At 69.8% G+C, this 23598-nt stretch carries 19 protein-coding genes; 15 read left to right on the top strand and 4 right to left on the bottom strand.

Features of this window, described 5'->3' with window-relative positions:
* Positions 1-10: 10 nt before the first annotated feature.
* Entirely contained in the window at positions 11-925 is a 915-nt protein-coding gene (locus C6569_RS02295) for a sugar kinase (RefSeq protein WP_106750859.1), read from the top strand.
* Between the two features lie 81 nt (positions 926-1006).
* Here C6569_RS02295 and C6569_RS02290 read toward each other — a convergent pair whose 3' ends face one another.
* The gene (locus tag C6569_RS02290) at positions 1007-1999 is read right to left on the bottom strand and encodes a tripartite tricarboxylate transporter substrate-binding protein (RefSeq protein ID WP_106747317.1); all 993 of its coding nucleotides are present in this window, start codon (positions 1997-1999) and stop codon (positions 1007-1009) included.
* Positions 2000-2196: 197 nt separating this feature from the next.
* On the opposite strand from C6569_RS02290, the gene C6569_RS02285 reads away from it, so the two are divergent.
* Together C6569_RS02285 and C6569_RS02280 are read left to right on the top strand one after the other, a co-directional pair.
* Complete coding sequence (locus C6569_RS02285) at positions 2197-3006, top strand: aspartate dehydrogenase (RefSeq protein ID WP_106747316.1); 810 nt, start codon at positions 2197-2199, stop codon at positions 3004-3006.
* Between the two features lie 149 nt (positions 3007-3155).
* Complete coding sequence (locus tag C6569_RS02280; RefSeq protein ID WP_106747315.1) at positions 3156-4127, top strand: Bug family tripartite tricarboxylate transporter substrate binding protein; 972 nt, start codon at positions 3156-3158, stop codon at positions 4125-4127.
* A gap of 223 nt (positions 4128-4350) precedes the next feature.
* Here the strand turns inward: C6569_RS02280 and C6569_RS02275 are convergent, their stop codons facing one another.
* Positions 4351-7299, bottom strand: coding sequence for an FAD-binding and (Fe-S)-binding domain-containing protein (locus C6569_RS02275; RefSeq protein WP_106750858.1), 2949 nt, complete (start codon positions 7297-7299; stop codon positions 4351-4353).
* A gap of 330 nt (positions 7300-7629) precedes the next feature.
* On the opposite strand from C6569_RS02275, the gene C6569_RS02270 reads away from it, so the two are divergent.
* From C6569_RS02270 to C6569_RS02255, 4 genes are all read left to right on the top strand, one after another.
* Positions 7630-8835 carry a pyridoxal-phosphate-dependent aminotransferase family protein gene (locus C6569_RS02270; RefSeq protein ID WP_106747314.1) on the top strand — a complete coding sequence of 402 codons (1206 nt, stop codon included), beginning with the start codon at positions 7630-7632 and terminating at the stop codon, positions 8833-8835.
* Between the two features lie 247 nt (positions 8836-9082).
* Positions 9083-9763: a GntR family transcriptional regulator gene (locus C6569_RS02265; RefSeq protein ID WP_106747313.1), complete on the top strand. Its 681-nt coding sequence runs from the start codon at positions 9083-9085 to the stop codon at positions 9761-9763.
* 83 nt (positions 9764-9846) lie between these two features.
* On the top strand, positions 9847-10854 hold the full coding sequence (locus tag C6569_RS02260) for an LLM class flavin-dependent oxidoreductase (protein WP_106747312.1): 1008 nt from the start codon (positions 9847-9849) through the stop codon (positions 10852-10854).
* A gap of 93 nt (positions 10855-10947) precedes the next feature.
* A complete protein-coding gene (locus C6569_RS02255) occupies positions 10948-12375 on the top strand; it encodes a protein adenylyltransferase SelO family protein (RefSeq protein ID WP_425440692.1) in 1428 nt (475 codons plus the stop codon).
* A 22-nt stretch (positions 12376-12397) separates the two neighbouring features.
* Here C6569_RS02255 and C6569_RS02250 read toward each other — a convergent pair whose 3' ends face one another.
* Positions 12398-12985 (bottom strand): biotin transporter BioY, encoded by a 588-nt coding sequence (locus tag C6569_RS02250; RefSeq protein ID WP_106747311.1) that lies wholly within the window; start codon positions 12983-12985, stop codon positions 12398-12400.
* A 135-nt stretch (positions 12986-13120) separates the two neighbouring features.
* On the opposite strand from C6569_RS02250, the gene C6569_RS02245 reads away from it, so the two are divergent.
* Positions 13121-14032, top strand: coding sequence for an MBL fold metallo-hydrolase (locus C6569_RS02245; RefSeq protein WP_106747310.1), 912 nt, complete (start codon positions 13121-13123; stop codon positions 14030-14032).
* A gap of 208 nt (positions 14033-14240) precedes the next feature.
* Here the strand turns inward: C6569_RS02245 and C6569_RS02240 are convergent, their stop codons facing one another.
* The gene (locus C6569_RS02240) at positions 14241-14720 is read right to left on the bottom strand and encodes an Lrp/AsnC family transcriptional regulator (protein ID WP_106747309.1); all 480 of its coding nucleotides are present in this window, start codon (positions 14718-14720) and stop codon (positions 14241-14243) included.
* 140 nt (positions 14721-14860) lie between these two features.
* On the opposite strand from C6569_RS02240, the gene C6569_RS02235 reads away from it, so the two are divergent.
* The 7 genes from C6569_RS02235 (at position 14861) to C6569_RS02205 (ending at position 23439) form a co-directional block, all read left to right on the top strand.
* Complete coding sequence (locus tag C6569_RS02235; RefSeq protein ID WP_106747308.1) at positions 14861-15118, top strand: DUF6356 family protein; 258 nt, start codon at positions 14861-14863, stop codon at positions 15116-15118.
* Between the two features lie 67 nt (positions 15119-15185).
* The gene (locus tag C6569_RS02230) at positions 15186-16187 is read left to right on the top strand and encodes an asparaginase (protein WP_106750856.1); all 1002 of its coding nucleotides are present in this window, start codon (positions 15186-15188) and stop codon (positions 16185-16187) included.
* A gap of 214 nt (positions 16188-16401) precedes the next feature.
* On the top strand, positions 16402-17628 hold the full coding sequence (locus C6569_RS02225) for an ABC transporter substrate-binding protein (RefSeq protein ID WP_106747307.1): 1227 nt from the start codon (positions 16402-16404) through the stop codon (positions 17626-17628).
* Positions 17629-17774: 146 nt separating this feature from the next.
* Positions 17775-19673 (top strand): ABC transporter permease, encoded by a 1899-nt coding sequence (locus tag C6569_RS02220; protein ID WP_106747306.1) that lies wholly within the window; start codon positions 17775-17777, stop codon positions 19671-19673.
* Positions 19673-20464 (top strand): ABC transporter ATP-binding protein, encoded by a 792-nt coding sequence (locus C6569_RS02215; RefSeq protein WP_106747305.1) that lies wholly within the window; start codon positions 19673-19675, stop codon positions 20462-20464. The genes C6569_RS02220 and C6569_RS02215 overlap by 1 nt, the downstream gene beginning before the upstream one ends.
* Complete coding sequence (locus tag C6569_RS02210) at positions 20464-21192, top strand: ABC transporter ATP-binding protein (protein WP_106747304.1); 729 nt, start codon at positions 20464-20466, stop codon at positions 21190-21192. The genes C6569_RS02215 and C6569_RS02210 overlap by 1 nt, the downstream gene beginning before the upstream one ends.
* Before the next feature lie 207 nt (positions 21193-21399).
* Complete coding sequence (locus C6569_RS02205; protein WP_106747303.1) at positions 21400-23439, top strand: hydantoinase/oxoprolinase family protein; 2040 nt, start codon at positions 21400-21402, stop codon at positions 23437-23439.
* Positions 23440-23598: the final 159 nt, after the last annotated feature.

Genomic DNA, 23598 nt, shown 5'->3' with positions numbered 1-23598 from the left:
CGGTCCTGCCATGCCTTCCGACATCCTCTGCTTCGGCGAAGCCCTCGGCGAGTTCAACCAGACCATTCCGCGCGAGCCCACCTATCTCTTCGGCTTCGGCGGCGACACGTCGAATTGCGCCATCGCGGCGGCGCGATCGGGGGCGAGCGTCGGGGTGATCGGAGCCGTCGGCGACGACACCTTCGGCCGCGCCTTCATGGACCTGTGGCGGGCCGAGGGCATCGACACCGGCGCCATGCGCATGCCGCCGCAGAGCGAAACCGGCATCTACTTCATCACCCACGGCCCGGACGGCCATGAGTTCGCCTATCGCCGCGCCGGATCGGCGGCGGCGCGGTTCACCTCCGCCGACCTGCCGGTGACCGCCATCCGGGCCGCGAAGATCCTCCACGTCTCCGGCATCTCGCAGGCGATCTCGCCGTCGGCGAGCGCGGCGGTGCGCCTCGCCATCGCCGAGGCCAGGGCGGCGGGCGTCACCGTCTCCTACGACACCAACCTGCGCCTCCGGCTCTGGCCGCTGGAGCGGGCGCGCGAGGTGACCAACGAGGCCATGCGCCTCGCCGACATCGCCCTGCCGGGCCTCGACGATGCGCGCCAGCTCACAGGCCGCGACACGCCGGACGCCATCGCCGACTTCTACCTCGACGGCGGTTCGAAGATCGTGGCGCTGACCCTCGGCAAGGACGGGGCGCTGATCGCCACCGCCGAGGAGCGGCGGATCATCCCCTCGATCCCGGTGGGCGCGGTGGACGCGACGGGCGCGGGCGACTGTTTCGACGGGGCGTTTCTCGCCGAGTGGCTGGCGACGGGCGATCCGTTCCGCGCCGGGCGCTATGCCTGCGCGGCGGCGGCGCTCTCCACCCGCGGCTACGGGGCAGTCGCGCCCCTGCCGCGGCGGGACGAAGTTCTGGCGGTGCTGGGCTGAGGGCCGAGGCCGCTCGCCCCGCAACGAAAACACCCGGCGGGAGGCCCGCCGGGTGCCGTCATTCCGGTGTTGTGACCAGCTTTACTGGCTGACGCCGCTGGCGCGGATGGGAGCGGCCCACTTCTCGATCTCGCTGCGGACGAGCTGGCCGAGATAGGCCGGGCCGCGACGCTCCGGCGTCGCCATGATGGCGCCGAGGCTCTCCAGCCGCTCCTTCACGGCCGGCGTGTCCATCGCCTCGACGGTGACGGCGCGCAGGCGCTCGACGATGGCGGGCGGGGTGTCCTTGTGGAAGAAGAAGGCGTTCCAGGTATAGGCCTCGAAGCCCTGCAGGCCCTGCTGCTGCGCGGTCGGCAGGTCGGGGAAGACGGTGGACCGGTTGGCGGTGAGCGTCGCCAGCGCCTTCACGGCGCCGCCCTGGATGTGGGGCATGGCGGTGGAGGAAATCTCGCACATGTAGTCGACGCGGCCGCCGATGAGGTCCTGGATGGCCGGAGCCGAGCCGCGATAGGGCACGTGGGTGACGTCGTTGGTGCCGATCACCGAGTTCAGGTAGAGGCAGCCCAGGTGGACCGCCGATCCGGCACCTGCCGAGGCGAACTGCATCTTCGCCTGGTTGGCCTTCACGTGGGCGATGAACTCCTGGAGGTTCGTCGCCGGGAAATCCTTGCGGGTGATGAGGATCAGCGGCACCTCGGCGATGAGGGTGACGGGAGCGAAATCGGTGGCGGCGTTGTAGAGCGGCTGCTTGTAGAGCGTCTGGTTCACCGCATGGGTGCCGACGGTGCCGAGCACGAAGCTGTAGCCGTCGGGCGAGCCGCGGGAGACGCGCGCCGTGCCGGTCATGCCGCCGGCGCCGCCGACGTTCTCGACCACCACCTGCTGGCCCAGGATCTGCGACATGCGCTCGGCCATGATGCGGCCGAGGACGTCGGTGGGACCGCCCGCAGCGAAGGGGATGATCATCGTCACCGGCCTGGTCGGCCAGGTCTGCGCCTCCACGGCGGGGGCGGCGGCGAGAAGGGGAGCGGCTGCAGCCAAGGCGAGAAGCGCGCGGCGAGAGGTATTTTTCATCGATAATCTCCTCTGGAACGGCGGATCATGGTCAAAAGCCCCCTGATGTCCAGCCCCGAAAGCGGGCAGCGGCACACCGCCGCATTGACCTCCCGGCCCGCTGGATCACCCGTCCCGGGCATGGAGGCCATGAAGGGCAGGACTGGCAATCGGCGCCCGAGGCTCTATGGTCCGCCACCCTTTCGCCGGAGAGTCCCATGACCACCACCCGCATCGCGATCGCCGGTCTCGGCGCCATCGGCCGCACCCTCGCCGCGAAGATCGCCGGCGGAACCATCCCCGGAACGAGCCTCGCCTGTGTCGCCGCGCGCGACGAGGCCAAGGCGAAGGCCTGGCTCGCCGAGCAGGGCATTGCGGCTCCCGTGGTCCCCCTCGCCGACTTTCCGGCCCATGCCGATCTCGCCGTGGAATGCGCCCCCGCGGCGGTGATCGAGGAGATCTGCACGCCGATGCTCACCGCCGGCAAGAAGGTCATGGTGCTGTCCTGCGGCGCGCTGCTGCCGCGCCCGCACCTGATGGAGCTGGCGAAGACCCATGGCGGCCAGATCATCGTGCCGACCGGCGCGCTGCTCGGCCTCGACGCGGTCACGGCCGCCGCCGAGGGCACGATCCATTCGGTGCGCATGATCACCCGCAAGCCGCCGAAGGGCCTGGTGGGCGCGCCATATCTCGTCGAAAAGGGGCTCGACATGGACGCGGTGACAGAGCCGACCCTGATCTTCTCGGGCACGGCGCGCGAGGCGGCCAAGGGCTTTCCCGCCAACGTCAACGTCGCCGTGGCGTTGTCGCTCGCCGGCATCGGCCCCGACCGCACGACCATCGACATCTGGGCCGATCCGACGGTGACCCGCAACTGTCACGCCATCGAGGTCGATTCCGATTCGGCGAAACTGTCGCTCGCCATCGAGAACATCCCTTCGGACAACCCGAAGACCGGCCGCATCACCGCCCTTTCGGTCATCGCTGCCCTGCGCAAGCTCAACGCACCGGTGCGCGTCGGTACCTGATGGTGGTCCTGCGCCGCCGCGACGCAGCGGCGGCGGCCACAACAGCTTGCAACCCCCCGAACAGGCGCTAGTCTCTGTCTCAACCGGCAGACAAAGCCGGACGAGCAGCCCGCCAAGGGCCGCCAGAGGAAACCGTCTCGAGGGACCCCATGCGCAAGTTCATATTCGCCGGCTTCGCCGCGCTCTCCATGTCGCTGTTCGGTGCGGCGGCGGAGGCTCAGACCTGGCCGACACGGCCGATCACCTTCCACGTGCCCTTCGCCGCCGGCGGCGGCACCGACGCTTTCGCCCGTCCGCTCGCCGCCCAGCTCGAGAAGCAGCTCGGCCAGGGTGTCGTCATCGAGAACCGGGCCGGCGCCGGCGGCACGGCCGGTGCGCTGGTCGCCTCGCGCGCCGCGCCCGACGGCTATTCCTTCTTCGTCGGCGCCGCGCACCACACGATCGCTCCCTCGCTCTATCCGCGCCTCGACTACAACATCGAGACGGACTTCATCCCGATCGCGATCATCGCCCAGCCGCCGCAGATCATCGTGGTCAATCCGCGCCGCGTGCCGGCGACGACGCTCGCCGAGCTCATCGCGCTGGCGAAATCGAAGCCCGACGAGCTGATCTACGGCTCGGCCGGCATCGGCACGACCCACCACCTGGTCGGCGAATTGTTCAAGATCCTGACCCAGACGAAGATCCGCCACGTGCCCTATCGCGGCGCGGGCCCGGCCATGGCCGATCTCGTCGCCGGCCAGATCGACATGGTCTTCGACGGCCTCGGTACCTCGGCGCCGCAGATCCAGGGCGGCGCCATCCGCGGCATCGCCGTGGCGGCTCCGGCCCGCAGCCCGGCGGTGCCCAACGTGCCGACGGCGTCGGAAGCCGGCCTGCAGAACTTCGACGTTTCCACCTGGTATGCGGTCTTCGCGCCGAAGAACACGCCGGCGCCGATCATCGAGCGCATGCGCACCGAGATCCGGACGGCGCTGCAGGTGCCGATGATCAAGGAGGCCTGGGCGCGGAACGGTTCGGACATCCCGACCCTCGAGGGCGCGGAATTCGGCCGCTTCGTGTCGTCCGAGGTGCAGCGCTGGCGCAAGGTCGTGACCGATGCGGGGGTGAAGCTGGAGTGATCCGGCGGGGCTCCGCGAGCCAGGCGAAGACGTTGGAAGGCCCGCTTCGGCGGGCCTTTTGCGTTGGGGGTGAGGCTCAAGCCAAGCCTCTGCCATGTTGAGCGCTACCTCACCGCGTCATGGCCGGGCTCGTCTTGGCCGTCCACGACCTGGACACCGCCCTATGAGGAAGTCGTGGATGCCCGGGACGAGCCCGGGCATGACGGGCGCGGAGAGGGCGCTTTCAGGGCGTGGTCGTCCCTGCTCCCGCCTTCTGCCCCAGGCTCATGGCCAGAACGCGCGCCACATGCACCGCCTCGCGACCGGCGCCGTCGGCGATCTGGTGACGGCACGAGGTGCCGTCGGCGACGATGATCGCGTCGTCGGGCGCCTTGCGGACGGCGGGGAGCAGCGACAACTCTGCCATGGCGAGCGAGGCGTCGATGGTCTCGGCGTGATAGCCGAAGGCCCCCGCCATGCCGCAGCAGGAGCTCTCCACCGTCTGCACCTCGAGGCCGGGAATGAGGCGCAGCGCCCCCTCCACCGCGCCCATGGCGCCGAAGGCCTTCTGATGGCAATGGCCGTGGAGAACCGCCTTCGCCTTCATCTCGCCGAGCGGCAGGGCGAGCCGGCCGGCCTTGGCTTCGGCGGCGATCAACTCTTCGAAGAGCACCGCCACCCCGGCCACCGCCGTCGCGTCCTCCGAGCGCAGCAGCGCCGGGATCTCGTCGCGCAGGGAGAAGAGGCAGGAGGGTTCGAGGCCGATTACCGGCACGCCGCGGGCGGCGAAGGGCGCCAGCGCCGCCACCAGCCGCTCCGCCTCGCGTCGGGCATTGTCGACCATGCCGGTGGCGAGATAGGTGCGACCGCAGCACAGCGGCCGGCCGCCGCCCGCGGGCCGCGCATGGTGGACGCGGTAGCCGGCTGTTGTCAGCACGGTCACCGCGGCGTCGAGGTTCTCGCGCTCGAAGGCGCGGTTGAAGGTGTCGGCGAAGAGAACCACCTCGCGCCCCGCCTCGGGGCCCTCGGCGGCGGGCGGCGCAAAGACGTCGGAGCGCCAACGCGGCAGGGACCGGCGGGCCGAGAACTGCGCCAGCTTCTCCGACAGCGCCGCGAGGCCAGGCAGGCGGTCGCGCAGGTTGAAGAGCCAGGGCGCCATCGCCGCGAAGGGGGCGAAACGCGGCAGGTGCGCCACCAGGGTCTCGTGCAGGCTCGCGCCTCTGGCGGCATGCCGCACGGCCGCCACCTCGATCTTCATGCGGGCCATGTCGACGCCGGTCGGGCACTCGCGCTTGCAGGCCTTGCAGGAGACGCAGAGCTTCAGCGTCTCCTCCATTTCCGGCGCCAGCAGCGCATCGGGACCGAGCTGGCCGGTCATGGCGAGGCGCAGCGTGTTGGCCCGCCCGCGCGTCACATGCTGCTCGTCACGGGTGACGCGGTAGCTCGGGCACATGGCGCCGCCGTCGAGCTTCCGGCAGGTGCCGTTGTTGTTGCACATCTCGATGGCGCCGAGGAAACCCTTGCTCGCACCGGGATAGTCGGACCAGTCGAGGGCGGGCGTGATCTCGATGCCCTCGTAGCCCGGCGGGTAGCGGAACAGCGTCCGGTCGTCCATGGCGGGGGCGCGGGTGATCTTGCCGGGATTGAACAGGCCCTCGGGATCGAAGCGGTCCTTCACCTCCTCGAAGGCGCGGACGAGGCGGGTGCCGAACATCTGTTCGTGGAACTCGGAGCGGACGATGCCGTCGCCATGCTCGCCGGAATGCGAGCCCTTGTAGCGGCGCACCAGTTCGAAGGCCTGCTCTGCCATGGAGCGCATGCGCTTGGCATCCACGTCCAGCTTCATGTTGAGCACGGGGCGCACGTGGAGGCAGCCGACCGAGGCGTGGGCGTACCAGGTGCCCTCGGTGCCGTGGGCGCGGAAGATCTCCGTGAGGCCGGCGGTGTAGGCCGCGAGATCGGGCAGCGGCACGGCGCAATCCTCGACGAAGGAAACCGGCTTTCCCGCCTCCTTCATCGACATCATGATGTTGAGGCCCGAGGAGCGCATCTCGGTCACCGCCGCCTGCCAGGCGGGCTCCGTGACCGGCACCACGCCGCCGAAGCGGGCGCCCTCCCCCTGCCAGGAGAAGCCGAGATCGCCCATCAGGCCCGCGAGATCCTTCAGCTTCTGCAGGTTCTGGGCTTCCGTCTCCTCGGCGAATTCCACCACCAGCAGCGCGTCCGGATCCCCGCGCACCACGCGCTCCACCGTCGGGCGGAACATGGCGATGTCGCGGGCAAGCCCGATCATGGTGCGGTCGACCAGCTCCACCGCGATGGGCTTCAGGGTGACGAGGTGCTGGGCGGCGTCCATCGCCTCGTGGAAGGAGCCGAAATGGCAGATGCCGAAGACCTTCGGGCCGAGCAGCGGCCAGAGCTTCAGGTCGACCGCGGTGGTGAAGGCGAGCGTGCCCTCCGAGCCCACGAGGATATGGGCCATGTTGTTGGCGGCGCCCCTCGGCACGAGAGCGTCGAGGTTGTAGCCGCCGACGCGGCGCTGGACCTTCGGGAAGCGCACCTCGACCTCCGAGGCCTCGCGCTCGCCGAGGGTGAGGAGGTCGCGGGTCAGAAGGTCGGCGTCATTGCGCATCGCATCGTCGCGGGAGACCTCGCCGAACCAGCGGCGGGTGCCGTCGGCGAGCGCCGCCTCCACCTGGAGAACGTTGTCGCGCATGGTGCCGTAGCGCAGCGAGCGGCCGCCGCAGGAATTGTTGGCGGTCATGCCGCCGATGGTGGCGCGGGAGGCGGTGGAGACGTCGACCGGATACCAGAGGCCGTGCTTCTTGAGCTGGCGGTTGAGGTCGTCGAGGACGATGCCCGGCTCGACGCGGACGGTGCGGCCGGCGACGTCGAGGTCGAGGATGCGGTTGAGGCGCTTCGAACAGTCGACGACGAGGGAGGCATTGACCGTCTGGCCGCACTGGGAGGTGCCGCCGCCGCGGGGGAGGACGGTGACGCCCGCATCGCGGGCGAGCGCCACGGCGCGGATGGCATCGTCAATGGTCTCGGGGACCACCGCGCCCAGCGGCATGATCTGGTAGATCGAGGCGTCGGTGGCGTAGCGGCCGCGCGAGAAGCGATCGAAGAGAACGTCGCCCTTCACCTCGGAGGCGAGGCGGCGCTGCAGCGGCGTGTCGGGCGTCTTGCTCATGTCGTTCATCGGCACAGTCTCAATTCGGGCCGGGAGGCCATCGATCGGGCGATCGGACGTGAAGGCTCCGCCTTCACCTCTCCCCAGCGGGGAGAGGTCGACCGGAGCGACAGCGACGGTCGGGTGAGGGGGAAACGCTGCTGACGAGCCCTGCCCCCTCACCCGGCCTTCGGCCGACCTCTCCCCACCGGGGAGAGGTGGACCCAGCGGTCGGCGCCCGAAAGGGCCATGAGCCGCCGAGGTCCCTTGACTTGAATTTTGCATTCATTATTCATTCTGGCAAGAGGCCGCTGCGAGAAGCCGCGCCCGCCGATTCCGAGGAGACCCCCGATGGCCACCAATGCCCCCCGCGTCGCGGGCCGCCACTTCCTGCAGATTCCCGGACCCTCGCCCGTGCCGGAGCGCATCCTCAGCGCCATCGCGCGGCAGACGATCGACCATCGCGGCCCGGATTTCGGCAAGCTCGGCCTGCGCGTCCTCGACGGCATGCGCTCGATTTTCAAGACCCGCGGCGCCGTGGTGATCTATCCGGCCTCGGGCACCGGCGCCTGGGAGGCCGCGCTCGCCAACACGCTCTCCCCAGGCGACAAGGTGCTGATGGTGGAGACCGGCCATTTCGCCACCCTGTGGAAGACCATGGCCGGCAAGCTCGGCGTCGAGGCGACCTTCATCCCCTCCGACTGGCGCGCCGGCGCCGATCCCGCCGCCATCGAGGCGGCGCTGCGCGAGGACAAGGAGCATGCCTTCAAGGCGGTCTGCGTCGTCCACAACGAGACCTCGACGGGCTCGACCTCGCGCATCGACGAGGTGAGGAAGGCCATCGACGCCGCCGGCCACCCGGCCCTGCTGATGGTCGACACCATCTCCTCGCTCGCTTCCGTCGACTACCGCCACGACGAGTGGGGCGTCGACGTCACCGTCGCGGGCTCGCAGAAGGGCCTGATGCTGCCGCCGGGCCTGTCGTTCAACGCGGTGTCGGAAAAGGCGCTCGCAGCCTCGAAGGCCTCGCGCCTGCCGAAGAGCTTCTGGGGCTGGGAGGAGATGATCGCTGCCGGCAAGTCCGGCTACTTCCCCTACACGCCGGCGACGAACCTGCTCTACGGCCTCGACGAGGCCATCCAGATGCTGCACGAGGAGGGCCTCGACGCCGTCTTCGCCCGCCATCTGCGCCACGGCGAGGCGACGCGCCGGGCGGTGGCGGCCTGGGGCCTGGAAAACCTCTGCACCAACCCGAAGCATTTCTCGCCCGTGCTCACCGCCGTCGTCATGCCGGAGGGCCACGACGCCGACCGGCTGCGCTCGGTGATCCTCGACGCCTTCGACATGTCGCTCGGCACCGGCCTGTCGAAGGTTGCCAAGAAGGTCTTCCGCATCGGCCATCTCGGCGACATCAACGATCTGACGCTCGTCGGCACGCTGGGCGGCGTCGAGATGGGCCTCGGCCTCGCCGGCGTGCCGCACAAGGCGGGCGGCGTCGCGGCGGCGATGGCCTATCTGGCGGAAGGCAAGCGCGAGGGTGGTGCCAAGGCGGCGTGACGGTTGCCTTGCAGGACGGCAGTGCGTCCTTCGAGGCTCGCTTGCGGACGATGCTGACGCATCGCCGCGCGCTCGCACCTCAGGATGAGGATGGGGGTGACCTGCATTGGGGTACGACGCAAGCCAGCTCCGACCGAGTGTTCGCCCGTCGGTGCAACGCTCCTCCTCCCTCATCCTGAGGTGCGAGCGCGCAGCGCGAGCCTCGAAGGACGCACTTCCGTAATGCAGGGCTGAACAGGAGCCGATCATGAACGAGCATCCGCTCATCGCCCGCCGCTCGCTCGCCACGGAGCTGACCGGCCGGCTGCGCGACATGATCGTCGAGGGCACGCTGAAGGCCGGCGACAAGATTTCCGAGCCCGACCTCTGCGACCTCTTCGGCGTCTCCCGCACGCCGTTGCGCGAGGCGCTGAAAGTTCTCGCCGCCGAGGGCCTCGTCGACCTCACGCCCAACCGCGGCGCCCGCGTCGCCCGCATCGCGCCGGAGGCGGTGGAGGAGCTCTTCCCCATCATGGGCATGCTGGAGGCTCTGGCGGGCGAACTCGCCTGCGCCCGCCTGACACCTGACGACCTCTCCCGCCTCGAAACCATGCACGCCGAGATGATCGGCCATTGGCGGCGCGGCGAATGGGTGCCCTATTCCGGCCTGAACCGGCGCATCCACGAGGAGATATTCCGCATCGCCGGCAACGCCACGCTGGCCGGCCTTTACCAGAACCTGATGGTGCGCATCCATGCGGTGCGCTTCGTCGCCCGCAAGACGCCAGAGCGCTGGGCCGAGGCCATCGAGGACCACGAGCGGATGATGGCGGCGCTTCGAAAGCGAGACGGCGCGGCGCTCTCGACCCTGATGCGCGAACATCTGCGCCACAAGGCCGATGTCGTTCACGAGGCGCTGCGCCAGCTCGGGGCGCCGGAGCAGGGCTGATCCGCTGCCCCCTCCCCTCGCCATCCCGCGGGAAGCGCCTATCTTGAGGGACCCGACCCCGGCCCTTGACCCCGGATGACGCCATGACCCTCTTCTCCATCCTCGACCTCGCGCCCGTGCCGGAGGGCAAGACGCCCGGCGACGCGCTGCGCAACACGATCGACCTCGCCGGCCATGCCGACCGGCTCGGCTACAACCGCTACTGGCTCGCCGAGCACCACAACATGACCGGCATCGCCAGCGCGGCCACCGCGGTGGTGATCGGCCAGGTGGCGGCCGCCACCAACCGCATCCGCGTCGGCGCCGGCGGCATCATGCTGCCGAACCACGCGCCCATGGTGATCGCCGAGCAGTTCGGCACGCTGGAGAGCCTGTTTCCCGGCCGCATCGACCTCGGGCTCGGCCGCGCGCCGGGCACCGACCAGCGCACCCTCAGGGCGTTGCGCGTCGACCCCATGGACTCCGACAATTTCCCGCAGGACGTGCTGGAGCTGCAGGCTTTCCTCGCTCCCGTCCAGCCCGGCCAGCCGATCCAGGCGGTGCCCGGCGCCGGCACCGAGGTGCCGCTGTGGATCCTCGGCTCCTCGACCTTCGGCGCCCAGCTCGCCGCCATGCTGGGGCTCCCTTACGCCTTCGCCTCGCATTTCGCGCCCGATGCGCTGATGCAGGCGCTGACGCTCTACCGGGCGAAGTTCACGCCCTCCGAACAGCAGGCGACGTCCTATGCCATGGCCGGCTGCAACGTCTTCCTCGCCCCCACCGACGAGGAGGCGCGGCACCTCTTCACCTCGGCGCAGCAGCGCGCCGCCGGCATCTTCCGCGGGGTCCGCGGCCTCCTGCCGCCGCCGATCGACGACATCGAGACCTTCTGGAGCCCGATGGAGAAGGCGCAGGCCTCGCGCATGCTGCAGTTCTCCTTCGTCGGATCGCCAGAGACGGTGCGCCGCGGCCTGAAGCAGTTCGTCACCCAGACGGGCGTCGACGAGGTGATGGTGGCCTCGGCGATCTTCGACCACGCCAAACGGGTGCGCTCCTACGAGATGCTGGCCGAGGTGGTGAAGGATCTCGCGGGCGAAGCCGCCGCGGCGTGAGGGCCCGGCGGGCCCCTCACAGTCCTGCGGGTCCTGGCCCCTCACCCTCGCCAGACACCCCGCATTGGACCTTTCCCCCCCGCCGAACGCTATATGTCCATGATGACCTACCGGCCCTCCACTGCCCATGCCGATCTCGGCCCCGCCTTCTTTGACGTCGTCGCGCCGGCACGGTTCCCGCAGCACGTCCTGCGCTTCCGCAACCAGCGCTGGGCCGAGGCGGTCGGCCTCGGCGGCCTGTCGGATGCGCAATGGATCTCCCATTTCGGCCAGTTCGAGCCTCTGCCGGACAACCTCCCTCAGCCCCTGGCGCTGCGCTATCACGGCCACCAGTTCCGCTCCTACAACCCGGACCTCGGCGACGGGCGCGGCTTCCTCGCCGCGCAGCTCGTCGACGGCGAGGGACGCCTCCTCGACCTCGGCACCAAGGGCTCGGGGCAGACGCCCTATTCGCGCTCCGGCGACGGGCGCCTGACCCTCAAGGGCGGCGTGCGCGAGGTGCTGGCCTCGACCCTGCTGGAGGCCTTCGGCGTCTACACCTCCAAGACCTTCTCGCTCATCGAGACCGGCGAGCAGCTCATGCGCGGCGACGAGCCCTCGCCGACACGCTCCGCGGTCATGGTGCGGCTGTCGCACAGCCACGTGCGCTTCGGCACCTTCCAGCGCTGCCTCGCCCACAACGACTCCGACGGCATCGCGGCCCTCGTCGCCCATTGTATCCGCCACTACCACCCGCAGGCGGCGCGCGGCGGAGACGTGGCGAAGGAGGCTGCCGCCCTGCTCGCCGCGGTCTCCCAGGCGACGGGCGCCCTCGCCGGCGAGTGGATGGCCGCGGGCTTCGTCCACGGCGTGCTCAACACCGACAACATGGTCGTCACCGGCGAGAGCTTCGACTACGGCCCCTGGCGCTTCCTGCCGCGCTACGAGCCCGGTTTCACCGCCGCCTATTTCGACCAGACCGGCCTCTACGCCTTCGGGCGTCAGCCGGGGGCGGTGGCCTGGAACCTCGAGCGCTTCGCCGAATGCCTGACGCTGGTCGCCCCGGTGGCCGAGCTCGAGGACGCACTGAGAACCTATGCCGGCGCCTTCCACGAAGGTCTGCGGCGGGCGCTCTGCGCACGGCTCGGCCTGCGCCAGGTCGACGCGGACACCGATGACGAGCTCGCCGCCGCGGTCTTCCAGTTCCTGCTGAAGTCGCAGGCCCCCTTCGAGCGCACCCTGTTCGACTGGCACGGCGGCCTGGCGCGGCGCGCCTTCGCCATGGCGGGGCCGCAGGCGCATTTCTACCAGGGCGAGGATTTCGCCCGGCTCGAGGCGGCGCTCGGCGCTCACGAGCCCGTGCCGCCGGCGCCCGGCGCCGCCGCCTATTTCGAGGGCGAGGGTCCGGCGACGCTGCTGATCGAGGAGGTGGAGGCGCTGTGGGCCCCCATCGCCGAGCGCGACGACTGGAGCCTGTTCGCCGCCAAGCTTGACCACATCGAGCGCGCGCGCGTGGCTCACGCCATCGCGTCGCGACGATAGACGGCGACCAGGGCGTCGAGGCCTAGCCGCGCAGGCGGGCGACGATGCCCCAGGCCAGCGGCATGAGCGCGGCGGCGAGCGCCGTCTTCACCAGCGTGCCCAGCGCGAAGGGCCAGAGGCCGGCCGCGAGCAGCTTGTCGCCATAGCCGGTGAAGGTGCCGAGCCAGAGGAGGCCGGGCACGAAGACGATGACGTTGGCGAGGGCCATGGCGGCGAGGGTCGTCGGCCACGCCTTGTCCCAGCCGCGGTCGGCGGCGGCGCCGATGATCGCCGACATCACCAGGAAGCCGGCGAGGAAGCCGCCTGTCGGGCCCATGAAGGGAGCGATGCCGACGGACCAGCCGGCGAAGACCGGCGCGCCGAGGAGGCCGGCGAGGAGATAGGTCGCGACGGTCGCGACGCCGAGGCGCAGGCCGTAGGCGGCGGCGACAACCGAGATGGCGAGGGTCTGCAGGGTCAGCGGCACCGGCCAGAAGGGCACGCTCGCCTTGGCGCCGAGCGTGATCAGGCAGACGCCGCCGGCAACCAACGCGAGCGAGCGCAGGGTCGTCGCCGGCAGGGCGGCCGAACCGGATGGCCAGAGGGTCGCGGCAATGGTCGCGTCGGACATGGGTGAAATCCTTCGTGGGGGCTATGCCGTTGGGTCAGCTTGTCATTCGGCTGCCGACGTGGTGGCTTCACCCCCATAGCCCGTGACCTGCGGCATCGGCAAGGCGCCGGCCCACCCCGTTTCGACAGAGGCAGAATGGCCGAGGATATCCCCTTCGAGCGCGAGGACGCGGCCGTGCCCGGCCGGCCGGAACAGCTTTCGCCGCTGATCCGCCGGGTTCTCTGCGACAATCCCGGGCCCTTCACCTTCAAGGGCACGGTGACCTATGTGGTCGGCACCGGCCGCGTCGCCATCATCGACCCCGGCCCCGACGATCCCCGCCATGTCGCCGCCGTGCTGGAGGCGGTGAAGGGGGAGACGGTGGAGGCGATCCTCGTCACCCACACCCACCGCGACCACTCGCCGGCCACGGCCGCCGTCAAGGCGGCGACCGGCGCGCCGGTCTATGCGGAGGGGCCGCACCGGGCGGCGCGCGCGCTGAACCTCGGCGAGACCAATGCGCTCGACGCCTCGGGCGACAAGGATTTCCGGCCGGACGTCGTGCTGAAGGACGGCGACGTCGTCTCCGGCACGGGCTGGACCATGGAGGCGGTGTTCACGCCGGGCCATACCGCCAACCACATGGCCTTCGCCCTCCGCGAGGAGGAGACGCTGTTCTCCGGCGACCACGTCATGGCCTGGTCGACCTCCATCGTGGCGCCGCCGGACGGGTCGATGGGCGACTACATGGCCTCCCTCGACAAGCTCCGGGCGCGCGGCGAGAGGCTGTTCTGGCCCGGCCACGGCGGGCCTGTGCGCGAGCCGGCGAAGTTCATGCGGGCGCTGTCGCATCACCGCAAGCTGCGCGAGGCGGCGATCCTCAAGCGCCTGGCGACAGGCGACCGGTCGATCCCGGAGATCGTCGCGGCGATCTACGAAGGGCTCGACCCCCGGCTGAAGAGCGCGGCGGGGCTGTCGGTCTTCGCCCATCTGGAAGACCTGGTGGCGAAGGGCCTCGCCACCAGCGACGGCGCCCCGTCGCTGACCGGCGAATTCCGCGCAGCGTGAGGATTTGGGGGTAGGGGGGGCCAGGGAGGCCCCACCCTCACCCTCCCCTTGTCGCTCCGCTCCAAGGAGAGGGGGACTTTGACCCCGCGCTCCGTCCGGCTCCGGCGGCGCCAGGCACGACGGCGGACGACCGGCGGGACGCGGTCGTCCCCTCCCCGCGCAGCGGGGAGGGTCAGGGTGGGGCCATTTCTTGGAGACCCGTCCGCCCTCAAACGAAGTCGAGCGGCAGGGCCGTGACCTCCTTGATCTCCTCCATGACGAAGCTCGCCGAGACGTCCTGCATCTCGATGCGGGCGGTGAGCTTCCTGTAGAGACGATCGTAGGCCGCGACGTTGGGCACGCGGGCGTGCAGGATGTAGTCGATCTCTCCGGCGGTGCGGTAGACGCCGAGGAGCTCGGGAATGTCCTGCACGGCGGCATGGAAGCGCGCCGCCCAGTCGGCGTCGTGGCGGCTGGTGCGCACGGCGATGAAGACGGTGAGCTCGAGGTTGAGCTTGGCGGCGTCGGCGAGGACGACGCGGGCGCGGATGACGCCCTCGTCCTCGAGCCGCTTCAGCCGCCGCCAGCAGGCGTTGCGCGACAGGTTCACCTTCTCGGCGAGTTGCTCCATGGAGAGGCCGGCGTCCTGTTGCACCAGCCGCAGCAGCGCCTTGTCGGTGGAATCGAGCACGAGCGGTGAGGATGTCATCCCATCATCTTATCCAAACCCGCAACACTGTCCACCAAGTCGCGGCATTAACCCAAACGTTTGGGACATCATCCCACGGGGGCGGAGTTACGATCATCCCCATTGTGCGACTCGCGCCCTGCCGCGCCGGAGCCCCCGTCATGATCGAACGTGCCAAGACCGCCTTCCTCGCCCATCCCCGCTCGGTCAACGAGAGCTATTTCGAGCATATGGGCGTGGCGCTGCGCTATTCCGGCACCTTCGCCTTCTGCGCCTTCTGCGCCTTCGTGCACGCCTTCTTCCCCTTCCTGTTCGAGAAGACGGCCTCGACCATCGTCAAGAAGATGGTCGCCAACATGAATGCCCGCATGGACGCGCCGCAGGGCCAGGTGACGCCGGGCGCCCAGGCGGCGGAATAACGGGCTTTTCCCGGCAGCGGTTCTGGCTTATCGCGGCGGTCTGCCTCCAGGGAGCCCGTCCATGTCGCTGAGCGATCCCATCCTCGTCGAAGTCCTGCGCGGCGACAGCGTCGAATGCGTCCACCGCGGCGCCGCCGTCGTCTCGGATGCCGCCGGCCGGATCGTCTTCTCCCTCGGCGACATCGACCGCGCCATCTATCCGCGCTCGGCCATCAAGGCGCTGCAGGCGCTGCCGCTGGTGGAGAGCGGGGCCGCCGATCGCTTCGGTTTCGGCAATGCCGAACTGGCGCTCGCCTGCTCGTCCCACTCCGGCGAGGAGCGCCACGTGGCGACGGCCGCCGGCATGCTGGCCAGGGCCGGGCTCGGCGAGGCCGATCTGGAATGCGGGGCGCACTGGCCCTCGGGAGCGGCGGCGACCCACGCCCTCGCCCGCTCCGGCGGCAAGCCCTCCGCCCTGCACAACAACTGCTCGGGCAAGCATTCCGGCTTCCTGTGCTTCGCCTGCTCGCAGGACATCGACACCCGTGGCTATGTCGGCATCGATCACAAGGTGCAGCGCTTCGTCGCCGAGGCGGTGGGCGAGGTCACCGGCCACAGGCTCGACGCCGATACGGCGGTGGGCACCGACGGCTGCTCGATTCCGACCTTCGCCGTGCCGCTGACCAAGCTCGCCCAGGGCTTCGCCAAACTCGCCACCGGCGAGGGGGTCGGGCCGGAGCGGGCCAAGGCCTTCGTGCGGCTGCGCGCCGCCTGCGCCGCCGAGCCCTTCTTGGTGGCGGGCTCCGGCCGGTTCTGCACCGACGTGATGGAGCTTCTCGGCCAGCGTGTCTTCGTCAAGACGGGCGCCGAGGGCGTGTTCTGCGCGGCACTGCCCGACCAAGGCCTCGGAATCGCGCTGAAATGCGTCGACGGTGCCCCGCGCGCCAGCGAGGTCATGATGGCCACGCTCATCGCGAAACTTCTGCCCATGAACGAGGCGGAGGCTGCCAAATTCCGCCGCTTCGTCACGCCCGTCATGAAGAACTGGAACGGGATCACGGTGGGCGGACTGCGTCCGACCTTCTCCTAACCGTTTGATCGGCCGATACGATTCTGCGGATCAAGGGGAGCTCGTCGGGGCTCCCCCGTCCAGTTCTCAGGAATTCCAAAAAAGCCTCTTGCCAGCGGTCCGGGACGCGGTATCGTTCGCTTACGAATGATCTTCCGAAGAACAAAACAACGGAAGCTTCGGTCAGAGGTGGAACGGGCGGTCCCCGCCGCCCGCATCTGAGGGGAGATTGTTGATGTCGAAGCTCGATCTGTCGCGCCGCACCGTCGTCGGGGGCCTCGCGGCCACCGGTGTCGCCCTGACCACCGGAACCGGCTCCGCCCAGGGCGCCCCGGTGAAGGTCGGCGAGCTCAATTCCTACAGCCGCATGGCCGCCTTCGCCGTTCCCTATCGCAACGGCATGCAGCTCGCCGTCGAGCAGATCAACGCCGCCGGCGGCCTGGCGGGCCTCGGCGGTCGCCCGCTTGAGATCGTCTTCCGCGACGACGGCTCGACGCCGGGCGATGCGGTGCGCGTCGCCGAAGAGCTGATGACCCGCGAGAACGTCTCGTTCATCGCCGGCGCCTTCCTGTCGAACGTCGGCCTCGCCCTCGCCGACTTCGCCAACCAGAAGAAGGTGCTCTACCTCGCCACCGAGCCGCTCACCGACGCGCTCACCATGGGCAGCGGCAATCCCTATACGTTCCGCGTCCGCCCCGGCACCTACATGCAGACCAAGATGCTGGTCGACGCCGCCAAGGGGAAGGGCGTGAAGCGCTGGGCCGTGGTGGCGCCCAACTACGAATACGGCCAGTCGGCCGTCGCCGCCTTCAAGCGCCTGATGGGCGCGGCGGTTCCGGGCTTCGAGGTGGTCGCCGAGCAGTTCCCGGCGCTCGGCCGCGTCGACGCCGGCGCCACCGTCGGCGCCCTGGCCCAGAGCCGCCCCGACGGCATCTTCAACGTGCTGTTCGGCGCCGACCTCACCGCCTTCGTGCGCGAGGGCAACACCCGCGGCCTGTTCGAGCGCCGCACGGTGGTCAGCCTCCTCACCGGCGAGCCGGAATATCTCCTGCCCCTCGGCGACGAGACGCCGGACGGCTGGATCGTCACCGGCTATCCGCCGGAGCAGGTGGAGACCCATGGCCACCAGGCCTTCGTCACCGCCTACAAGGCGAAGTTCAACGACACGCCGCGCCTCGGTTCGGTGCTCGGCTACGTCGTGCCCTTCATGATCCGCGACATGTTCAACAAGGCGAAGTCGACCGAGACGGCGGCGATGATCGAGGCCTTCAAGGGCCTGACGACGCAGACCATCTGCGGTCCCGTCACCATGCGCGGCATCGACCAGCAGTCGACGCTCGGCGCCTGGGTCGGCGAGACGACGCTGAAGGGCAAGCTGCCGACGATGAAGAACTTCCGCTACGTCGACGGCGCCGACGTCATGTTCCCCGAGGCCGAGGTCCGCGCCGCGCGCAAGATCTGAGGATCGCAGTACGAGCCCTCTCCCCTGGCGGGAGAGGGCGTCCCATTCGCATGCACCTGCCGGGCGTCCGCCCGGTTCATCTCCCCCGACGGGCCGCGACTTGCCGCGACCCCGTTCTGACCGCTTGCGCCGAGAGCCCCCCGCCGATGGATCTCTCCTTCCTCGTCATCCAGGCCCTGTCGGGATTGGCCAGCGCCTCGGCGCTGTTCGTCATCGCCTCGGGACTGACCATCGTCTTCGGCGTGACGCGGATCGTGAACTTCGCCCACGGCTCGTTCTACATGCTCGGCGCCTATATGGCGGTGACCATCGTGCCCTGGCTTTTGGAGTTCGACCGCTCGCCGACGCTGTTCTTCATCGGCGTCCTCGCCTCGGCGACGGTGGTGGGCATTCTCGGCGTCATCATGGAGGTGGTGCTGCTGCGCCGCATCTACCGGGTGCCGGAGCTGTTCCAACTGCTCGCCACCTTCGGCGTCGTGCTCATCGTCCAGGACGTGGTGCTGAAGATCTGGGGTCCCGTCGACATCACCGGCCCGCGCGCGCCGGGCATGCGCCACGGCATCGAGATCCTCGGCCAGCGTTTCCCCGCCTATGAGATGTTCCTCATCTTCGTCGGGCCGACGGTGCTCGGGGCCCTGCTCCTCATCATGCACAAGACGCGTTTCGGCGTGCTCATCCGCGCCGCCACGCAGGACCGCGAGATGGTCGGCGCACTCGGCGTCAACCAGGCCATGCTGTTCACCGGCACGCTGTTTCTCGGCGCCTTCCTCGCCGGCCTCGGCGGCGCGCTGCAGATCCCGCGCCTGCCGGCCAATACGGGCATGGACCTCTCCATCATCACCGAGGCCTTCGTCGTCACCGTCATCGGCGGCATGGGCTCGGTGCCCGGTGCCTTCATCGCCGCGCTGATCATCAAGATGCTGGAGGCCTTCGGCATCCTCATCTTCCCGAAGATCACGCTCGTCCTCGTCTTCCTGCTCATGGCGGTTGTGCTGGTGGTCAAGCCCTGGGGCCTGATGGGCAAGCCGGAGGTCGCCTCGGGCCGCGCCGTGCTCCCCGAGGGCATTCTCAACCTCAAGGGCTTCTCGCGCACCGAAACCGTCGTCTGGATCGCGCTCACCATCGCGCTCCTGCTGATCCCCATCGTCGGCGACACCTACAAGGTGAAGGTCGGCATCGAGATCATGGTCTTCGCGCTCGCCGCTTTCTCGCTCAACCTCCTGATCGGCAACGGCGGCATCGTCTCCTTCGGCCATGCCGCCTATTTCGGCGTCGGCGCCTATGCGGCGGGCCTCCTCGTCACCGGGCCGATGAAGGCGCCGATGGAGCTGGCGCTGGTCGCGGCTCCCATCGCCGGCGGCCTCGCCGCCGCGCTGTTCGGCTATTTCATCGTGCGCCTCTCTGGCATCTACCTCGCCATGCTGACGCTGGCCTTCGCCCAGATCACCTATGCGATCTGCTTCCAGTGGGTGGAGGTGACGGGCGGCGACAACGGCGTCGTCGGCGTCTGGCCGTCGCGCTGGGCGGCCTCGCGCGAGGTCTATTTCTACGTCGTCGCGGTGCTGGCGCTCGCCTCCATCGTGGCGCTGCGGCATCTCTTCTACACGCCCTTCGGCTACACGCTGCGCGCCGCCCGCGACAGCGCCAACCGGGCGGATGCCATCGGCATCGACGTGAAGACGCATCGCTGGCTCGCCTTCATCGTCGCGGGCGCCGCGGCGGGCCTCGCCGGCGGCCTCTATTCCTTCTCCAAGGGCTCGATCGACCCGACGATGATCTCCATCGCCATGTCCATCGACTTCCTGATGATGATCCTCACCGGCGGCATCCAGACGGTGATGGGGCCGCTCGTCGGTACCGCCGTCTTCCACTCGGTGAAGGACTTCTTCATGCCGCTCACCGACTTCTGGCGCTTCTTCCTCGGCGTCTCGATCATCGCCATCGTGCTGGTCTTCCCGAAGGGCGTCGTCGGCGCCATCGAGGGCCTGCGCGAGCGGATGGGGCGTGGCGCGGCCGCGCCGGTCGTCGCGAAGGAGGCCGCGTGATGACCACGCTGCTCGCCGTCACCGGCCTCGAGAAGCGCTTCGGCGGCGTCACCGCCGGCAAGAACGTCACCTTCAGCCTGGCGGCCGGCGAGATGCTCGCCATCATCGGGCCGAACGGCGCGGGCAAGTCGACCACCTTCAACATGGTCGGCGGTCAGCTGAAGCCCGATGCCGGCACCATCGTGCTGGCGGGGCAGGACATCACCGGCAAGCCGCCGCGCGAGATCTGGCGCCTCGGCGTCGGACGCACCTTCCAGATCGCCCAGACCTTCGTGTCGATGAGCGTGGTGGAGAACGTGCAGATGGCGCTGATCTCCCACCACGGGCAGACCCGCTCGGTCACCGGCGCCGCCACGCGCCTCCACCGCGAGGCCGCCATCGGCTTCCTCGCCCGCGTCGGCATGGCCGACATGGCGGACCGGCCGGTGAACGAGCTCGCCTATGGCGACGTGAAGCGGGTCGAGCTCGCCATCGCGCTCGCCTCGGAACCCAAGCTCCTCCTCATGGACGAGCCGACCGCCGGCATGGCGCCGAAGGAGCGCACCGCTCTGATGCAGCTCACCGCCGACATCGCCCGCGCCCACGGCATCGGCGTGCTCTTCACCGAGCACGACATGGACTCGGTCTTCGGTCACGCCGACCGCATCCTCGTGCTGGTGCGCGGCGAGATCATCGCCACGGGGACGCCGGACGAGGTGCGGTCGAACCAGCGGGTGAAGCAGGTCTATCTCGGCGAGGCCGGATCGCAGGCGGCCCTCAAGGCACGCCGGCAGGCGGCGGAGGTGCACTGATGTCGACGGCCTCCACCACCATCTTGGAGACGCGCGGCATCGCCGCCGCCTATGGCCATGCGCAGGTGCTGTTCGGCGTCGACGTGACGCTGCGCGCCGGCGAGGTCGTGGCGCTGATGGGCCGCAACGGCGCGGGCAAGTCGACGACGCTGAAGGCGATCATGGGCGTCGTGCCGTCGCAGGCCGGCACCGTCACCTTCGAGGGCCAGGACGTCACCGGCTGGCAGCCCTACCGCATCGCCCGGCTCGGCCTCGGCTATGTGCCCGAGGACCGGCGCATCTTCACCGATCTCACCGTGTACGAGAACCTCGAGGTCGGCCGGAAGTCGGCGGCAGGCAGCCCCGGCAAGGAGCCCTGGTCGCTGGACAGGCTCTTCGCCATCTTCCCCAACCTCGCGGAGATGAAGGGCCGCCGCGCCTCGGCCATGTCGGGCGGCGAACAGCAGATGCTGACCATAGCCCGCACGCTGATGGGCAACCCGCACGCCGTGCTGCTGGACGAGCCGTCGGAGGGCCTCGCCCCCGTCATCGTCGAGCAGATGGCCGATGCCGTGCTCGCCATGAAGGCACAGGGCATCGCGGTGCTGCTCTCCGAGCAGAACCTCTACTTCGCCTCCGCCGTGTCGGACCGCGCCTATGTCATCGAGAAGGGCGCCATTCGCTACGAGGGGACGACGGAGGACCTCGAGGCCAACGACGAGATCAGGGAAGCCTATCTCAGCGTGTGAGCGCAGCCGGCCGGTCCGCCGCTTTCACCCTCCCCTGGAGGGGGAGGGTCGGACGAGCGAAGCGAGGACGGGGTGGGGTGACCCCGCCGTCCTCACCCCACCCCGGCGCCTCTCGGCGCCGACCCTCCCCCTCCAGGGGAGGGTGAGCCTACCCGGATGGTGCGGTCCCGACCGCACCGTTCGTAGGCGAATGAAAAGGACGAGACCTTGAGGCGCGTTGCCGGCATCGACGTTGGAGGCACCTTCACCGACCTGCTCCTGACCGAGCAGGAGGGGACGAGCGTGACCGTGAAGCTCGCCAAGGTGCCGACCAGCATCGCCAACCAGGCGGTGGGCGTGGTGAAGGCCATCGAGGCGGCGGGGGTCGGCCCGGCCGACCTCGACCTCATCATTCACGGCACCACGGCCACCACCAATGCGGTGCTGGAGCGCAAGGTCGCCAAGGTCGGCCTCATCACCACCGAGGGCTTCCGCGACATTCTCGAACTCGGGCGCCGCACCCGCCCGCGCGCCTATGGCATGACCGGCACCTTCGAGCCGCTGATCGAGCGGCCCTTTCGCCGCGAGGTGGCCGAGCGCATGAATGCGCTGGGAGAGGTCGTCACCCCTCTCGACGAAGCCGCCGTCAGGCGCGAGGCGGAGGCGCTGGCCGCCGCCGGCTGCGAGGCCATCGTCGTCCATTTCCTGCATTCCTACGCCAATCCGGAGCATGAGCTGCGCGCCGGCGAGATCGTCCGCAGCGTCTGGCCGAACGGCTATGTCACCCTCGGCCACGAACTCCTGTCGGAATATCGCGAGTACGAGCGCGGCACGACGGCGAGCGTGAACGCCGCCGTGCAGCCAATCCTCGACCGCTATGTGCAGCGGCTGCAGGCCGACCTCTCCGCCAAGGGCTTTTCCCGCGACCTTCTCGTCATGAACGGCAACGGCGGCACGGTGCCGGCGACGCTGGTGGCGCGCGAGGCGGCGAAGACGGTGATGTCCGGCCCCGCCTCGGGCGTCATGGCGGCGGCGGCGACGCTCGCCCAGTCCGGGCTCACCAACGCCATCACCTACGACATGGGCGGCACCTCCACCGACGTGGCGCTGATCCATGGCGGCGTGCCGGAGGTCTCGGCGGAGCTGACCATCGATTACGGCCTGCCGATCCACCTGCCCATGGTGGACGTGCGGACGGTCGGTGCCGGCGGCGGCTCCATCGCCTCGGTGAACGCGGCGGGGATGCTGCAGGTCGGCCCGCATTCGGCCGGCTCGGAGCCCGGGCCGATCTGCTATGGGCGCGGCGGCACGCGGCCGACCATCACCGACGCCAACCTCATCCTCGGCCGCCTCGACCCCGACCGGCTCACCGCGGTGCAGGGCAAGGTGTCGCTCGCCGACATCCGCTCTGTCTTCGAGCGGGATCTGGCCCAGCCGCTGGGCATGAGCGTCGAGGAGGCGGCAGCCGCCGTCATCCGCCTCGGCAACGTCCATATGTCCGGTGCCATCCGCATGGTGTCGCTGTCACGGGGCTACGACCCCCGCGACTTCGTGCTCTTCGCCTTCGGCGGCGCAGGCCCCCTCCATGCCGTGGCGCTCGCCCGCGAACTCGGAATTCCCGAGGTGCTGGTGCCGGCGCGCCCCGGTCTCACCAATGCGCTGGGATGCCTCGTCGCGGACCTGCGCCAGGACCGCGTCAACACCGTGAACAGGCCGCTCGACCAGGTCGACATGGGCGAGGTCAAGCGGCTGATGACGGCGCAACGCGACAGCGCCCTCGCCGTGGTCGAGGAGGAGAAGGCGGAGATCGAGGAGACGCTGGTCATCCACGGCGCCGACATGCAGTTCCGCGGCCAGACCCATCTCATCCGCGTGCCGCTCGCCTCGCCCGACGTGACGCGCGAGGAGATCCAGGCGGCCTTCGAGGCGGCCTATTTCCACCGCTTCCAGGTGCGGCTGCCGGAGATCCGCGCCGTGCTGGTCAATCTCGTGACCTCGGTCATCGGCCGGCGGCGCGCCTTCCCGCTCTCCGCCCTGCTCGATCCCGCCGCGCGGGCGGCGGACGTCGCGGGCGCCGTCATCGGCGAGCGGCAGGTCCATGCCGACGGACGCTGGTGGGACGCCAAGGTCTATTCGCGCGACGCGCTGCCCATCGGCGCCGTGGTCACCGGCCCGGCCGTCATCCAGCAGATCGACGCCACGACGGTGATCGAGCCGGGTGCCGTCGCGACGGTGGATGCCATCGGGAACCTCAGGGTGAAGGTATGAGCAGCACCTTCCCACGTTCGCGCCGTCCTCTCCATTCCCCTCCCCCCGCGCAGCGGTGGGGAGGGTTAGGGTGGGGGGCATACGAGCTTCCACAAACTTCTCCCCCCACCCCTGACCCCTCCCCTCCGCAAGCGGGGGGAGGGGAAATGCGCTTGGCTC

Origin of the sequence: Phreatobacter cathodiphilus, from assembly GCF_003008515.1 — a bacterium.
Taxonomy (GTDB): Bacteria; Pseudomonadota; Alphaproteobacteria; order Rhizobiales; family Phreatobacteraceae; genus Phreatobacter; species Phreatobacter cathodiphilus.
Note: the sequence above shows the minus strand (reverse complement) of the source record. Positions and strands in the feature narration are given on the sequence as shown.